The organism is Streptomyces ochraceiscleroticus (assembly GCF_000720485.1).
GTDB lineage: Bacteria > Actinomycetota > Actinomycetes > Streptomycetales > Streptomycetaceae > Streptomyces > Streptomyces ochraceiscleroticus.
The window spans coordinates 81,825-97,227 of record NZ_JOAX01000025.1; the positions used below are offsets into that span (position 1 = coordinate 81,825).

Genomic DNA, 15,403 nt, shown 5'->3' on the forward strand with positions numbered 1-15,403 from the left:
CGGACGAGGAGGCAGCGGCATGGACCGGCGGATGCGGCCAGCGGCTGCCCTGCGGGCGCTGCTCGCGGTCTTCGCGCTCGTCCTCGGCGGGCTGAGCCCCACGGCGGCGGCCGCCGCCACGGCACCGTACGAGGGCGGCGCGTCGTACACGGGTGGCGCCTCGTACACCGCCACGGGCCCGGCGGGCGCTCCGCACGCGCACGACGGCTCCGCGCACCCCGCGAACCTGCACGCCGTCCTCCGTACCGGCGGCCGCACCGCGCCGGCCGAACAGCACGTGGCCCACCCGGCCCCGGGCCTCGGCCCGGCCGGCCGCCACACACCCCGGCCGCGCGCCCTGTCCTGGCTCCCGGTGTGCCGGGACACCACCGGCCGGGAGCAGTTCTCGGCGGGCCTCCGGCCGGCCCGCGCCCCGCCCCTTTCCAACAGGTGAACACGTCACACGGCACGCCCTGACCCGGCCACGGGCCGAGGGGGCGTCCGCCGTGCTTCCCACCGTGCCCGTACGCCCGCGTACCGGCACGGACCTCCGCCGCGCCCGTACGCAACCGGTCGCGCGGCGCCGCCTGTTGGAGGCCCCATCCCATGAACCGTGCATCGAGGCTGCGCGCGCTGCTCGCGCTCGCCGTCCTCGCCCTCTCGCTCTACCTCTCCCTCACCCAGTCCCCGCGCCTCGGGCTCGACCTGCGCGGCGGTACGCAACTCGTCCTGGAGACCCGGGACTCGCCCACCGCGAAGGCCGACCGCGCGGCCACTGAACGCACACTCGAAGTACTGCGCCGCCGTGTCGACGGCCTCGGCGTCTCCGAACCGAACCTCGCCCGCTCCGGCGAGCACCGCATCGTCGTCGAACTCCCCGGCGTCCAGGACCCCCGCGAGGCCGCCGAGGTCCTCGGCCGCACCGCCCAGCTCACCTTCCACCCCGTGCTCGGCGCGGACCCGCAAGGCCCCGGCAGCCCCGGCCCCAAGGACAAGCGCACCCTGCGCGACGAGTCCGGGCAGCCGCTGCGCGTCGGACCGGCCGCGCTCACCGGCGAACAGGTCGACGGCGCCGAGGCCGGCTTCGACGCCGAGCGCGGCAGCGGCTGGTACGTCACCGTCGACCTGCGCGGCAGCGGCGAGCAGAAGTGGGCCGAGCTCACCGGCGAGGCCGCCTGCAAGCCGGCGGGCGACCCGGCCCGGCGCGCCGCCATCGTCCTCGACGACAAGGTCATCTCCTCCCCGCAGGTGAACGAGTCGGTGGCCTGCGGCACCGGCATCACCGGCGGCTCGACCCAGATCACCGGCAATTTCACCCAGCAGGAGGCCCAGGACCTCGCGCTGCTCATCAAGGGCGGCGCGCTGCCCGTACCGGTCGAGCTGATCGAGCAGCGGACCGTCGGGCCGACGCTGGGCGCCGACGCCATCGAGGCCAGCGCCGAGGCCGCGGTCATCGGCATCACCCTCACCGCGCTCTTCATCACCGTCGTCTACCGGCTGCTCGGCGTCCTCGCCGCGCTGGCCCTGGCCTGCTACGCGCTGATCTCCTACGCCGCGCTGCTCGCGCTCGGCGCCACCCTCACCCTCCCGGGCCTGGCCGGCTTCGTGCTGGCCATCGGGATGGCGGTGGACGCCAACGTCCTGGTGTTTGAACGCGCCAGGGAGGAGTACGCGACCGGGCGGAGGAAGAAGCGGCGCGGCGGCGCGGAGAACGGCGCGCGGACGGACGTCCGCACCGCCCTGACCGCCGGCTTCCGCAACGCCTTCAGCGCCGTCGCGGACTCCAACATCACCACCCTGCTCGCCGCCGGACTGCTGTTCTTCTTCGCCTCCGGGCCGGTGCGCGGCTTCGGCGTCACCCTCTCCATCGGCGTCCTCGCCTCGATGATCAGCGCCCTGGTCGTCACCCGGGTCCTCGCCGAATTCGCCCTCGCCCGCGACCTCGTACGGACGGCGCCGCGCCTCACCGGACTGGCCGACGAGGGCCGGGTCCGCACCTGGCTCACCCGCCGCGACCCCGACCTGATGCGCCACCGGCGCCGCTGGCTCGCCGCCTCCGCGCTCGTCCTGGCCGTGGCCGCCGGCGGGATCGGGCTGCGCGGCCTGGACTTCGGCGTGGAATTCACCGGCGGCCGCATGGTCGAGTACGCCACCGCCACCGAAGTGGAACCCGGCGCGGCCCGCAAGGCGCTCGCCGACGCCGGCTTCCCGCGCGCCGTGGTCAACTCCTCGGGAGAGGGCGACCTCACCGTACGCACCGAGAAGCTGACCGCCGCGCAGGAGAGCGAGGTCCGGCAGGCCGTCGCCGGGCTGGGCGGGAAGACCGAGAAGGTACGGGACGAGCTGATCGGGCCGAGCCTGGGGGACGAGCTGCGCCGCAACGCGCTGATCGCCCTCGGCGTGGCGCTGCTCGCCCAGCTCGCCTACCTGGCGGCCCGCTTCCGCTGGACCTTCGGCGCCTCGGCGGTCGCCGCGATGGCCCACGACGTGCTGATCCTGGTCGGCGTCTTCGCCTGGCTGGGCAAGCCCGTGGACGGAGTGTTCCTGGCGGCGCTGCTCACCGTCATCGGGTACTCCGTCAATGACTCCGTCGTGGTCTTCGACCGGGTGCGCGAACTGTGGGGCGCCAACCGCAAGGCACCGTTCGACCGGATCGCCAACTCCGCGATCCTGCAGACCCTGCCGCGCACGGTGAACACCGGCATCGGCGCCGTGCTGATCCTGGCCGCGCTGGCGTTCCTGGGCGGCGACACGCTCACCGACTTCGCGGTGGCGCTGCTGATCGGCATCGGCGTGGGCACGTACTCGTCGCTGTTCACGGCGATGCCGCTGGCGATCTCGCTGGAGGCACGCAGTACGGCGCCGCCGCCCCGGCCGGCCGGACGGGCCAAGTCTGCGCCGTCGACGGCCGGGCCCCGGCGCCGGGCGGGGGCCCGGCGGGCCGAGGACTCGGGGGCGGTGGTCTGACGGTACGCACACCTGGGAGCGGGCCGTATCCGGTACGGCCCGCCTCCGGGTCAGGCGCGTGGAGCCTTCGCCTCCGTCGCCGACACCGCCGTGGCTCCGGTACTCGGCAGGCCGACGGGCGTCTCTGCCGGTGCCTCGGCCGCGGCCCCGCCCGGCCCCCGCTTCCGGTACGCGCGCACCCCGTACGCCGCGAGCACCACCAGGAGCGTGACCGCGCTGGCGGCGAAGTCCATGCGGGTGGACGGCAGTACGGCCATCGTGACGATCACGACCGCCATCGCGGCCACCGTGAACCAGCTCAGGTACGGGTACCACCACATCCGGAGCTGGAGGGAGCCCGGGTCCTCGCGCTCCAGGCGGCGGCGCAGCCGCAGTTGGGAGAGGGCGACGAGGAGGTACACGAAGAGGGCCACCGCGCCGTAGGAGTGCACGATGAAGGAGAAGACCGCGTCCGGCGAGACGTAGGCGATGATCACCGAGACATAGCCGAGGGTGGTCGCGAGGAGGATCGCGCGGCGCGGCACGCCGCGCTTGCTGAGCTTGGTCAGGCCGCGCGGCGCGTCGCCGTTCCTGGTGAGCGCGAAGACGATGCGGGAGGCGCTGTAGAGCCCGGCGTTGAGCGAGGAGAGCACGGCGACCAGGACGAGGATCCGCATCAGGGTGCCGGCGGCGGGGATGCCGATCTGCTGCAGCGCGGCGACGTACGGGCCGTCCGCCACCTCCGGCTTGTTCCACGGCACGATCGCGATGACCAGGAAGATCGAGCCGACGTAGAAGAGCAGCACGCGGAGCACGACGGAGTTGGTGGCCTTGGCGACGTTGCGGCGCGGCTCGCTGGACTCCGAGGCGGCCAGCGCGGCGATCTCGGCGCCGGTGAAGAAGCCGACGGCCGGGATGACGGCGGCGAGCACCGGGCCGATGCCGTGCGGTGCGAAGCCCTGGTGTGCGGTCAGGTTCGAGACGTCCGCTTCATGGGCGCCGGGCCACATCCCCAGGACGAATACCAGGCCGACGACGAGAAATACGGTGATGGCGGCGACCTTGATTGAGGAGAACCAGTACTCGAACTCCCCGAAGGACTTCACCGAGAACATGTTGACCGCGGTGAGGATGACCATCAGGCAGAGGCTGATGACCCACAGCGGAATGCCCGGCAGCCAGACGTGCAGCTGGCTCGCGCCGGCCACCGCCTCCAGCGCGACGACATTCACCCAGAAATACCAGTAGAGCCAGCCGATGGTGAATCCGCCCCAATTTCCCAGGGCGAGGCGGGCGTACGCGTAGAAGGAACCCACCGAGGGGCGGGCCACCGCCATTTCGCCCAGCATCCGCATCACCAGGATGACCAGCCCGCCGGCCAGCAGGAACGAGATGATCGCGGCGGGTCCGGCGTCCTCGATGACCACGCCGCTGCCGACGAAGAGTCCCGCGCCGATGACTCCGCCCAGGGCGATGAGCCGCATATGGCGCTGTTTGAGTTCGCCGCGCAGGCCGGCCCCTTCGACGGCTTCCTTGTTGTTCTCTCCCACGGGTTCCCCATTTCGTTGGGTAATCGGCATTGCCCGGGATGATGGCCGTCCGGTGAACTCCTGAGAAAGCGCCAGAAAGCAGCGATATCGCGGTACCAGAGAGAGCCTAATACGCGGACATTAAGTGGGTGTTGCACGCTTATTGCACGGCGACCGTTTCCGGGCACGCCGGGCTTCGGGTACGCCAAGCTTCGGGTACGCCAATCTCCGGGGACGCGAAGTTTCGGGTACCCAAGGAAGGCGGGCGTGTCCGCACCGCCTCCCTTGGGTAACCCCCTGCTGGGGGGACGGGGGTGTTCGAGCCGCCCCGTATACGCGCCGGTGTCGAGGCCGCAGCGTCGAGGGCACGGACGTGTCCGCGCCGCCCCCTTCGGGTAACCCCCTGCTGGGGGGACCGGGGTGTTCGACCCGCCCCGTATACGCGCCGGCGGCCTCAGCCCAGGACCGCCCGCCGCACAGCGGCCTCAGCCCAGTGCGCCCCGCTGCCCGGGCGTCAGCCCAGCACGCTCCGCTGGACGTCCGCGACCATCACGTCCACGCCCGACAGCAACTCGCCCAGTACCTCGCGGTCGGCCACCAGCGGCGGCGAGATCATCAGCATCGTCGCGCCCCGGTCGTCGGGCCGCAGGATGACGCCCGTGCGCTTGAAGGCGCTCGGCAGCACCTCGCGGAGTACCTTCGTCGACTCCTCCTCGGTCAGCTCGCGGCCGGTCTCGCTGTCGGCCATCAGCTCCACCGCGTAGAAGAAGCCCATGCCGCGCACGTCCTTCACGACGCGGTAGCGGTCCTTGAGCGACTCCAGCCCGGCGCGCAGCTCGGGGCCGAGGGTGCGGACGTTGCCGAGGACGTTCTCGTCCCGCATGGCGGTGATGTTGGCGACCGCGACCGCGGTGGAGACCGGGTGGCCGCCCCAGGTCGCGCCGTGCGTGAACGTACCGCCCTTCGGCGACTCGAACAGGCCGCGCACCAGCGGCTCCCGGGCGATCATGCCGCCCAGCGGCGCGTACCCGGACGTGGACCCCTTGGCGAAGGTGATCATGTCGGGCACGACGCCGAAGTACCCGCTGCCGAACCACTCGCCCAGCCGCCCGAAGGAGCAGATGACCTCGTCGGCGACCAGCAGCACGCCGTACTTGTCGCAGATCCGCCGCAGCTCGCGCCAGTACCCGTCCGGTGGCACGAGCGCGCCCCGCCCGTTCTGCACCGGCTCCGCGAAGACCGCGGCGACCGTCTCCGGGCCCTCCTCGACGATGGCCTGCTCGATGGCGCGTACGACGTCGAGCTGGTCCGCCGGGCCGCAATCGCCGGTGAAGCCAAGGGTGTTGGGCACGTGGCGGATGCCGGGGAGGAGGGGCAGGAAGGGGTCGCGGATCTTCGGGAGGCCGGTCACCGACAGGGCGCCGAGCGTCACGCCGTGGTACGCCATACTGCGGCTGATGATCTTCGTGCGCTCCGTCGCGCCCTGGCTCTTGTGGTACTGCCGGGCGAATTTGATGGCCGTCTCCACGGCCTCCGAACCGGAGTTGACGAACCAGGTGACGCTCAGGTCGCCGGGCGCCAGGTCGGCTATCAGGCTCGCCGCCTCGACGGCCGGCGGGTGCGCCGCGCCCCAGTTCGTGGAGTACGGCAGCGTCTCCATCTGCTTGGCCGCGGCGGCCACGATGTCGCCGCGGCCGTGGCCCATGTTGACGCAGAACAGCCCAGCCAGGCCGTCCAGGAAGCGGCGGCCCCGCTCGTCGTAGAGGTGGCAGCCCTCGCTGCGGACGAAGACCGGCAGGCCCTCGTCCTGCCAGACGTCGTGACGGGTGAAGTGCTGGCCGAGGTGTGCCTGCGCCTTGGCGCGGAGGGAGGAGTCGGTGCTCACGGTGGTCCTTCCGGAAGGGGGAGCGGGTGGGGCGGAGGTACGGTCCGGGCCCGCGCGGCGGACGGGCGGGCCCGGCGCGCGTCTCAGACGAGGACCTCGTCGACGTCGACGTACTTCAGGTCGTGTGCCTCGGCCACCGGCTGGTAGGTGAGCTGGCCGCCCACCACGTTGATGCCGCGCTTGACGGCGGGGTCGGCTGCGGCCGCGGCGGCCAGGCCGTTGTCGGCGATGGCCAGGACGTACGGCAGGGTCACGTTGGTCAGCGCGTATGTGGAGGTGTTCGGGACCGCGCCCGGCATGTTCGCGACGCAGTAGAAGACCGAGTCGTGGACCTGGTACGTCGGGTCGGCGTGCGTGGTCGGGCGGGAGTCCTCGAAGCAGCCGCCCTGGTCGATGGCGATGTCGACCAGTACCGAGCCCTCCTTCATCCGGGAGACCAGGTCGTTGCTGATCAGCTTGGGGGCCCGGGCGCCGGGCACCAGCACCGCGCCGATGACCAGGTCCGCCTCCAGGACGGCCCGCTCCAGCTCGAAGGCGTTGGACGCGACGGTCCTGATCCGGCCCTGGTACATCCGGTCGGCGGCGCGCAGCTTCTCGATGTTCAGGTCCAGCAGCGTGACGTCGGCCCACATGCCGGTGGCCACGGCCACGGCGTTCATGCCGGAGACGCCGGCGCCGACGACCACGACCTTGGCCGGGGAGGTGCCGGAGACGCCGCCCATCAGGACGCCGCGGCCGCCCGCGGCGCGCATCAGGTGGTAGGCGCCCACCTGCGGCGCGAGCCGGCCGGCCACCTCCGACATCGGGAAGAGCAGCGGCAGCGAGCCGTCGGCGGGCTGCACCGTCTCGTACGCGACGCCGGTGATCCCGGACTCCAGCATGGCCTGCGTGCACTCCTTGGAGGCCGCGAGGTGCAGATACGTGAAGAGGAGCTGCCCCTCGCGCATCCGGTGGTACTCCTCGGCGATCGGCTCCTTGACCTTCAGGATCATGTCGGCGGTGGCCCATACCTGATCGGCGTCCCGCAGGAGGGTGGCACCGGCCGCTGCGTACTCGGCGTCCGGGATCGAGGAGCCGGCGCCGGCGCCCTCCTCGATGTACACGGAGTGGCCGTGGCGGACCAGCTCGTGGACGCCCGAGGGGGTGATGGCCACCCGGTACTCGTGGTTCTTGATCTCGCGCGGGATTCCGATCTTCACGAAGAACTCCCATCGGTAGGGGCGGGCGCGGGCAGGGCGCCCGGTGACATTCGGTGTCCGGGGCGGCGGCGCTCCGTCGTGATGCGTTGTGGCGTTAGCGTGCGGGGCCAACTGGTCCGGGCGTAAGCGCCAGTTCTCCGGCTTCTGATGGGTCCAGGGCCGGGGGCCCCGAAACCGACCGGGCCGGGCAATTTCTCCTGTCCGACCTCTTGGGCGGGGGCCCGGACGCGGTTACGATCCCGTCAGCTGGCACCCCACGACAAGGCGAATCCGGTCAATCCGATGGGGGCAGTGCCGCCTCCTCATGCCGGTCAGCCCCGCCCGCCCGCACGCGTCGGTGCAGCACGTCCCCCGCCGTCCGCTCTCGCAGGAGGCAGGCATTCCACGCACACTGATCGAGATCGACCGGGACTCCGCCGAGCCGCTGTACCGCCAGATCCGCAAGGCCATCGAGCACGGCATAGCCGTCGGCACCATCGACGCCAGCAACCGGCTGCCCTCGTCCCGCGAACTGGCCCGTGAGCTGGGCCTTTCCCGGAACACCGTGAACGCCGCCTACCAGGAGCTGGTCGCCGAGGGCTTCGTCGAGAGCCGGGTGCGGCAGGGCATCTTCGTCAACCGCGACATGCGGCCGTACTGCGCCGCCGAGCAGCGCCCCGTCCACGAGCCCTTCGACTGGCGCTCACGGCTGCGCGGCCACCCCGAGGACACCCTCCCGCACATCGAGAAGCGCGCCGACTGGGCGGAGTATCCGTACCCCTTCCTCGCCGGCCAGGTCGATCTGCGGGCCTTCCCCGCCCGCGACTGGTCCCGCGCGCTCAACGAAGCGCTCTACCAGCCGCACGCCCGCTACAGCCTCCAGGACAGCATCGCCTTCGACGACCCGCTGCTGGTCGAGATGGTCTGCAGCCGCCTCCTCCCGGCCCGTGGCGTCGAGGCCACCCCCGAGGAGGTCCTGGTCACCGTCGGCTCCCAGCAGGGCCTGGACCTGCTCAGCCGCGCCCTCCTCGGCAGCGGCTCCGTCGTCGCCGTGGAGGACCCCGGCTATCTCGATGCCCGCCACATCTTCGTCCGCGCCGGCGCCCGCCTGATGCCGCTCCCCGTGACCGCCGCCGGGCTCACCCCGCCGCCCACCCTCGCCGGCGTCGACCTGCTGCACGTGACCCCCAGTCACCACCACCCCACCAACGTCACGCTCGGCATCGGCCGCCGCCGCGAACTGCTCACTCTCGTCCGCGAGAGCGGCACGGTCATCGTCGAGGACGACTACGACAGCGAGTTCCGCTACCAGGGCAGCCCGACGCCGGCCCTGAAGGGCCTGGACACCACCGACCAGGTCGTCTACCTCGGTACCTTCTCCAAGTTCCTGGCGCCCGGCCTGCGCCTGGGCTACCTCGTCGGCGCCAAGGAACTCGTCCGCGAACTCCGCGACCTGCGCCGCTACTCGGTCCGCCACCCCTCCGGCCACACCCAGCGCGCACTGGCCCTCCTGATCCAGTCCGGCGAGTACCACCGCGCCGTCCGCCGCTACCGAGGCCAGCTCATGCGCAAATGGGAAGCGGCCTGCACGGCGGTCAACACCCACCTCCCCTGGCACACGACCCCGTCCCCGGGCGGCGTGAGCCTGTGGATGACAGGCCCGGAACAGCTCGACTGCCGGCGGCTGGTGGAACGCGCCCAGCGGCACGGCGTGCTCATCGAGCGCGGCGACATCTACCACCTCGGCGAGGACCCGCCCCTGAACCACTTCCGCATCGGCTTCGCCGCGCCGCCGCTGCACGCCATCGACCCGGGCATCCGGATCCTCGGCCGGCTGGTGGAGCGCCAGCTAGCGGGCGAGTAGCCCCAGCACCTCGCGGAAGATGCCGTTGCCGGTGTCGTCCGCGAGGTTCAGGATGCGGGAGCGGCGGTAGTACGGGCTCAGGTCCAGGCCCACGCCGATGCCGTGGATCTCCGTTGCGTTTCCCTGGTGGGTCACCACCTCGCGGAGGTGGTGGTCGAGGTAGTTGCGGTCGTTGGCCAGGTTGGTTGCGGTGTCCATGGGGCTGCCGTCGGAGACGACGAAGAGCAGCCTGCGGGACTCGGGGCGGGCCGCGGCGCGGGTGCAGGCCCAGTCCACCGCCTCGCCGTCGATGCCCTCGCGGAAGAGGTCGGGCTTGAGGAGGGCCGCGATGTCGCGGCGGGCGCGGCGCCAGGGGATGGCCGCGTCCTTGAAGACGAGGTGGGAGCGTTCGTTGAGGCGGCCGGGGTGGGGCGGGCGGCCGGCCCGGAGCCAGTCGCGGCGGGCCCGGCCGCCGTTCCAGGCGCCGGTGGTGAAGCCGAGGATCTCGCAGGCCGCGCCCGCCTGGTCCAGGGCGCGGGCGAACACGTCCGCCAGCATCGCCACGGACTCGGCGTGCTCCTTCATCGAGCCCGAACAGTCGATGAGGAAGGTGACCAGCGCGTCGGCCACCGGGGCGGTGCGTTCGGTACGGAAGAGCCGCCGCTCGGTGGGTGAGGTGATGAGCTGGGACAGGCGGGCGCCGTCGATGTGGCCGGCCTCCTGGCCGCCGTCCCAGCCGTCCGGCGCGCGGGTGGCGAGCAGCAGTTGCAGCGTGCGGGCGAGGCGGGGGACGTTGACGCCCTGAGCGGCGATACGGCGGTCCAGACGGTCGCGGTACTCGCGCAGCAGCTCGGCCCGGACGCACGCGGCGGCGGGGCCCTCGCGGTCGTAGGCCGTGGTGAAGACGCGGTAGCCGCCGGGACCGTCGGCCAGGACCCGGCTGCGCCCCGACGTGGCGGTGGCGGTCTCCTCGACGGACTCGGAGTCGAGGTCGAGGAGGGCGGTGAAGGGGGAGAGGCCGTCCTCGGGAGGGTCGTCCGCGTCGTCCTTCGCGCCCGGTCCGTCGGCCGTCGCGAGCAGGCCGGCGACCGTGCGGGCCAGCGACAGCGCGTGCGGCGCGAAGGCGCGCTGGTCGGCGCGGTGGCGGCGCAGCGCGGCCAGGTCGTGGCCGGTCAGCGGGGCGAGCGCGGCGCGGGTGGCCTCGATGGGGTCCTCCGCGTGCGCGGGGACCGGCTCGCCGGTGATCCGGGCGCGCGCGACGTGCGCGACGGTGAAGAGCAGCAGGCCGCGCGCGGTCTCGGTGAGGCCGGACTCCTCGCACGCACGGGACCAGCGGAGGAAGCGGTGGCGGAGGTTGGTGCGTACGCCGGGCAGCGGTACCTCCGTGCCCGCGCCCGCCTCCGTACGGAACTGCTCCAGCAGCTCGAAGACCAGGCGCGCCGCCGGATCGTCCGTGGGGCACACCTCGGCGTGGCGGCGCGGGTCCGAGCCGCGCAGCCGCAGCGCCAGGCCGTCGGCGGCGCCGCGCAGGGAGGCGAAGTCGGCGTCGTCGGGGGAGGTCCGGGCGTGCGGCGCGTGCACCGGGACCGGGTGCGGGCCGCGGTAGGGCCGCCCGCCGCGGTAGTGCACCTCGGGGTCCGCGCTCAGCGCCCGTACCGCCGCGGCGCACAGCTCCTCGGCCTGCTGCCGGCGGCGTACCGCGGCCTGGATACCCGTCCCCGTCATGTCGCGGCCGGCGCGCAGGACTCGGGCAGCTCGCGGTCGAAGCAGCGCTGGAAGTACTCGGCGACCAGCGGGCGTTCGGCCTCGTCGCACTTGTTGAGGAAGGACAGCCGGAAGGCGGGCGCGGGGTCGCCGAATATCTCGGTGTTCTCCGCCCAGGTGATGACCGTACGGGGGGACATCAGCGTGGACAGATCCCCGGCCCGGAAGCCCTGACGGGTCAGGCCCGCGACGGCCACCATGGCCGCGACCAGCGTGCGGCCGTCCTCGTCGGCGAGGGACGGGACGCGGGAGCGGACGATCGCGGCCTCCTCCTCGGCGGGGAGGTGGTCGAGCGCGGCGACGACGTGCCAGCGGTCGATCTGCGCGTGATTCAGCCGCTGGGCGCCGTGGTAGAGGCCGTTGAGATTGCCGAGGCCGACCGTGTTGGCGGTGGCGAAGAGGCGGAAGGCGGGGTGCGGCGCGAGCACTCTGTTCCGGTCCAGCAGGGTCAGCTTCCCGTCGCTCTCCAGCATCCGCTGCAGGACGAACATCACGTCGGGGCGCCCCGCGTCGTACTCGTCCAGGATCAGCGCCATCGGCCGCTGTAGCGCCCAGGGGACGATGCCCTCCTGGAACTCCGTCACCTGCTGCCCGTCGCGCAGCACCACCGCGTCCCTGCCGATCAGGTCCAGGCGGCTGAGGTGGCCGTCGAGATTGACGCGTACGCAGGGCCAGTTGAGCCGCGCGGCCACCTGCTCGACGTGGCTGGACTTGCCGGTGCCGTGCAGGCCCTGGACCAGCACGCGGCGGTTGCGTGCGAAGCCGGCGAGCAGCGCCAGGGTGACGTCGGGCTGGAAGCGGTACGCGGTGTCCACCTCGGGCACGTGCGCGGTGGGCTCGCGGTACGCGGGGACGGTGAGCGGGGAGTCGATGCCGAAGACGTCCTTGACGGCGACCCGGGTGTCGGGGCCCGCGGGGGGCGGGGGAGTGCCGGTCGTCATGTGCGGTGGGCTCCTTTGCGTGACGGGGTGGGGCCGTGGGCCTTTGCCGGGGCCTCTTCGCTGCGGCCCCTTTCGGGAAGCGGCTTCGGGAAGCGGCCCCTTGGCGGGCCCTTTCAGGAGGCGGCGCTGTCCTCGGTGGCGTCCTCGGCGGCGTCCTCCGGCGTGCCCTCCGCCTCGATGCGGCTGATCGCCTCGGCGGCGCGCTGCAGCGCGGGCAGCAGCGACAGCGCCTTGTCGGCGGTCAGCCGCATGACCGGCGCCTGGACCGCGACGCACATGTTGGAGCGCCCGCCGCCCACGGCCGGTACCAGCACCGCGACGCACACCAGACCCGGCAGGAACTCCTCGTCGTCCAGCGCGAAGCCGTCCCGCCGGATGCGCTTGAACTCCTCCTCCATGGCGTCGAGATCGGTGATCGTCTTCGCGGTGTACGCCTTGAGCGGGGCGTGCGCGAGCAGCTTGCGGCGCTGCGCCGGGCTCATCTGGGACAGGATCATCTTCCCGCTGGCCGAGCAGTGCGTGGGCACCCGGGAGCCGGGGCGGAGGTAGAACCGGAGCGGCTCGGGGGTCTCCACGCGGTCGAGGTAGACCACCTCGTTGCCGGAGAGCGTGGTGATGTTGCAGCTCTCGCCCAGCTCCTCGACCAGGCGGCGCAGGACGGTGTGGCGCGCGCCGTGGTGGGTGGCGTTGAGGAGGAGGTTCTCGGCGAGCCGGCGCAGCCGGTGGCCGGTGCCGTAGTGCCGCCCGTCGCTCTGCCGGATCAGCAGGCCCGCGCTCTCCAGTTGCTGGAGCATCCGGTGCAGCGTGGGCTTGGGCAGCCCGGTCTCCTCGACCAGGCCCTGTAGCGAGACCAACTGGTCTTTGGCGGCGATCAGTTCGAGCAGGGAGAAGAGGCGCATGGTCGGCGTGTCGCCGTTCACCGCGCCGGGATCGGGCTCGCGTGGCGGGACCACGGTACCTCCAGGGTCGTACGTGTACCAGTCTCAATCCGGGTTGGATTCCAGAAACAAGCTACCACCGTCTCGTTTTCCTGAACGGATCGTTGACGGCCGCGACGGGCCCGCTTATGGTCCAGTCAGATCCTGATTTCAGGAACGCCACGTACCGATTATTGGCGCCAGCGCTCTCCCGTGGAGACGCACAGGGCGCCTCCCCTGCCTCCCGGCGTGTCGAAGGAGTGGAACGATGAGCGAGAAGCAGACGGGTGACGGCCGTACCGTCGTCAGCGGGCAGCAGAAGATGACGCCCTCGGAGGCTTTCGTCGAGACTCTCGTGGCCAACGGGGTGACCGACATCTTCGGCATCATGGGCTCGGCGTTCATGGACGCCATGGACATCTTCGCGCCGGCCGGCATCCGCCTGGTCCCGGTGGTCCACGAGCAGGGCGCGGCCCACATGGCCGACGGATACGCCCGGGTCAGCGGCCGGCACGGCGTCGTCATCGGCCAGAACGGCCCCGGCATCAGCAACTGCGTCACCGCGATCGCCGCCGCGTACTGGGCGCACAGCCCGGTCGTGATGATCACCCCTGAGGCGGGGACCATGGGCACGGGCCTGGGCGGCTTCCAGGAGGCCAACCAGCTCCCGATGTTCCAGGAGTTCACCAAGTACCAGGCGCACGTGAACAACCCGAAGCGGATGGCGGAGTACACCGCGCGCGCCTTCGACCGGGCCCTCTCCGAGATCGGCCCGACCCAGCTCAACATCCCGCGCGACCACTTCTACGGCGAGATAGAGACCGAGATCCCCGACCCGCAGCGGCTGGACCGTGGCCCCGGCGGCGAGAAGAGCCTGGCCGAGGCCGCCGAGCTGCTCGCCACCGCCGAGTTCCCGGTGATCATCTCCGGCGGCGGCGTCGTGATGGCCGACGGCGTGGACGAGTGCAAGGCGCTCGCCGAACGCCTCGGCGCGCCGGTCGTCAACAGCTACCAGCACAACGACTCGTTCCCGGCGAGCCACCCGCAGTGGTGCGGCCCGCTCGGTTACCAGGGCTCCAAGGCCGCGATGAAGCTCATCTCGCAGGCGGACGTGGTGATCGCGCTCGGTACGCGGCTCGGCCCCTTCGGCACCCTGCCGCAGCACGGCATGGACTACTGGCCCAAGAACGCGAAGATCATCCAGATCGACGCCGACCACAAGATGCTCGGCCTGGTCAAGAAGATCACCGTCGGCATCTGCGGCGACGCGAAGGCCGCTGCCGCGGCGCTGACCGGCCGGCTGGCGGAGCGCACCCTCGCCTGCGACGCCACCCGCGAGGAGCGTGCCGCGCGCACGAAGGCCGAGAAGGACGCGTGGGAGCAGGAGCTCTCCGAGTGGACCCACGAGAAGGACCCCTACTCCCTCGACATGATCGCCGAGCAGGAGCAGGAGGACGGCAACTGGCTGCACCCGCGCCAGGTCCTGCGTGAGCTGGAGAAGGCCATGCCGCCGCGGGTGATGGTCTCCACCGACATCGGCAACATCAACTCCGTCGCCCACAGCTACCTGCGCTTCGAGGAGCCGCGCTCCTTCTTCGCGCCGATGTCCTTCGGCAACTGCGGTTACGCGCTGCCGACCATCATCGGCGCGAAGGCCGCGGCGATGGACCGGCCGGCCATCGCGTACGCCGGTGACGGCGCCTGGGGCATGAGCATGGTCGAGATCATGACGGCCGTACGCCACGACATCCCGGTGACGGCCGTGGTCTTCCACAACCGCCAGTGGGGCGCCGAGAAGAAGAACCAGGTCGACTTCTACAACCGCCGGTTCGTCGCGGGCGAGCTGGAGAGCGAGTCCTTCGCCGGCATCGCGCAGGCGATGGGTGCCGAGGGCATCGTGGTCGAGAAGCTGGAGGACGTCGGCCCGGCGCTGCAGCGGGCGGTGGACGCGCAGATGAACGAGGGGAGGACCACCGTCATCGAGATCATGTGCACGCGTGAACTGGGCGACCCGTTCCGCCGCGACGCACTGCAGAAGCCGGTCCGGTACCTGGAGAAGTACCAGGACTACGTCTGATCGGTTGCCCGACCGGTCGTCCGACCGGGCCCCTGCTCTTGCGGGGCCCCTGCTCGTACCGGCCGCATCCGGTACGGCCCGGCCGGGCGGACGCCGTGCGGACGGCGTCCGCCCCTGGCCGCGGCTCCCGCCGCAGGCTGCCCTGACCGGGCGGCGGCAGCCGCGTCCCGCGCCGGTGCCGCGCGTGACCCTCAACATGCGCGGCGCCGGTCCGGGCTGCCCCTGCTTCGCCGTCGGCGGGTGCGCCACCGTCGTGGCCGGTCGCGCAGTTCCCCGCGCCCCTGACGCCCCGCTGCGGTGCAGCCGAGGCGCTACCCACCCCCGCTGTGAGCAGCCGCGCCTCC

10 protein-coding genes are annotated in these 15,403 nt (G+C 72.2%); 4 read left to right on the forward strand and 6 right to left on the reverse strand.

The features are described 5' to 3' along the window. Positions 1 to 19 precede the first annotated feature (19 nt). On the forward strand, positions 20 to 433 hold the full coding sequence (locus IG84_RS0127690) for a hypothetical protein (protein WP_031062685.1): 414 nt from the start codon (positions 20 to 22) through the stop codon (positions 431 to 433). A gap of 152 nt (positions 434 to 585) precedes the next feature. Further along, positions 586 to 2,946, forward strand: coding sequence for a protein translocase subunit SecD (secD, locus tag IG84_RS0127695; protein WP_051862518.1), 2,361 nt, complete (start codon positions 586 to 588; stop codon positions 2,944 to 2,946). Between the two features lie 50 nt (positions 2,947 to 2,996). Here secD and IG84_RS0127700 read toward each other — a convergent pair whose 3' ends face one another. The 3 genes from IG84_RS0127700 to ald all read right to left on the reverse strand — a co-directional run bounded on the left by IG84_RS0127700 (position 2,997) and on the right by ald (position 7,538). After that, the gene (locus IG84_RS0127700) at positions 2,997 to 4,505 is read right to left on the reverse strand and encodes an amino acid permease (protein ID WP_211266535.1); all 1,509 of its coding nucleotides are present in this window, start codon (positions 4,503 to 4,505) and stop codon (positions 2,997 to 2,999) included. Positions 4,506 to 4,968: 463 nt separating this feature from the next. After that, entirely contained in the window at positions 4,969 to 6,339 is a 1,371-nt protein-coding gene (locus IG84_RS0127705; RefSeq protein ID WP_031062692.1) for an aspartate aminotransferase family protein, read from the reverse strand. 83 nt (positions 6,340 to 6,422) lie between these two features. Beyond that, positions 6,423 to 7,538, reverse strand: coding sequence for an alanine dehydrogenase (gene ald, locus IG84_RS0127710; protein WP_031062694.1), 1,116 nt, complete (start codon positions 7,536 to 7,538; stop codon positions 6,423 to 6,425). A gap of 304 nt (positions 7,539 to 7,842) precedes the next feature. Here ald and pdxR point away from each other — a divergent pair, with 304 nt between their 5' ends. Continuing rightward, positions 7,843 to 9,381: a MocR-like pyridoxine biosynthesis transcription factor PdxR gene (gene pdxR, locus IG84_RS0127715; RefSeq protein ID WP_245659627.1), complete on the forward strand. Its 1,539-nt coding sequence runs from the start codon at positions 7,843 to 7,845 to the stop codon at positions 9,379 to 9,381. Here the strand turns inward: pdxR and IG84_RS0127720 are convergent. The 3 genes from IG84_RS0127720 to IG84_RS0127730 all read right to left on the reverse strand — a co-directional run bounded on the left by IG84_RS0127720 (position 9,367) and on the right by IG84_RS0127730 (position 13,018). After that, the gene (locus IG84_RS0127720) at positions 9,367 to 11,085 is read right to left on the reverse strand and encodes a cobaltochelatase CobT-related protein (RefSeq protein ID WP_031062698.1); all 1,719 of its coding nucleotides are present in this window, start codon (positions 11,083 to 11,085) and stop codon (positions 9,367 to 9,369) included. The genes pdxR and IG84_RS0127720 overlap by 15 nt on opposite strands. Next, the gene (locus IG84_RS0127725; protein WP_031062699.1) at positions 11,082 to 12,065 is read right to left on the reverse strand and encodes an AAA family ATPase; all 984 of its coding nucleotides are present in this window, start codon (positions 12,063 to 12,065) and stop codon (positions 11,082 to 11,084) included. Before IG84_RS0127725 ends, IG84_RS0127720 begins: the two co-directional genes overlap by 4 nt. 113 nt (positions 12,066 to 12,178) lie before the next feature. Next, entirely contained in the window at positions 12,179 to 13,018 is an 840-nt protein-coding gene (locus tag IG84_RS0127730) for an IclR family transcriptional regulator (protein ID WP_031062702.1), read from the reverse strand. Between the two features lie 232 nt (positions 13,019 to 13,250). Here IG84_RS0127730 and xsc point away from each other — a divergent pair, with 232 nt between their 5' ends. Further along, positions 13,251 to 15,059, forward strand: coding sequence for a sulfoacetaldehyde acetyltransferase (xsc, locus tag IG84_RS0127735; protein WP_031062703.1), 1,809 nt, complete (start codon positions 13,251 to 13,253; stop codon positions 15,057 to 15,059). The last annotated feature ends 344 nt before the right edge of the window (positions 15,060 to 15,403 follow it).

Coding starts and splice junctions, on each gene's coding strand:
- secD (WP_051862518.1), top strand. CDS start 586: ATGAACCGTGCATCGAGGCTGCGCGCGCTGCTCGCGCTCGCCGTCCTC.
- IG84_RS0127725 (WP_031062699.1), bottom strand. CDS start 12,065: ATGACGACCGGCACTCCCCCGCCCCCCGCGGGCCCCGACACCCGGGTC.
- IG84_RS0127700 (WP_211266535.1), bottom strand. CDS start 4,505: ATGCCGATTACCCAACGAAATGGGGAACCCGTGGGAGAGAACAACAAG.
- pdxR (WP_245659627.1), top strand. CDS start 7,843: ATGCCGGTCAGCCCCGCCCGCCCGCACGCGTCGGTGCAGCACGTCCCC.
- xsc (WP_031062703.1), top strand. CDS start 13,251: ATGAGCGAGAAGCAGACGGGTGACGGCCGTACCGTCGTCAGCGGGCAG.
- IG84_RS0127720 (WP_031062698.1), bottom strand. CDS start 11,085: ATGACGGGGACGGGTATCCAGGCCGCGGTACGCCGCCGGCAGCAGGCC.
- IG84_RS0127690 (WP_031062685.1), top strand. CDS start 20: ATGGACCGGCGGATGCGGCCAGCGGCTGCCCTGCGGGCGCTGCTCGCG.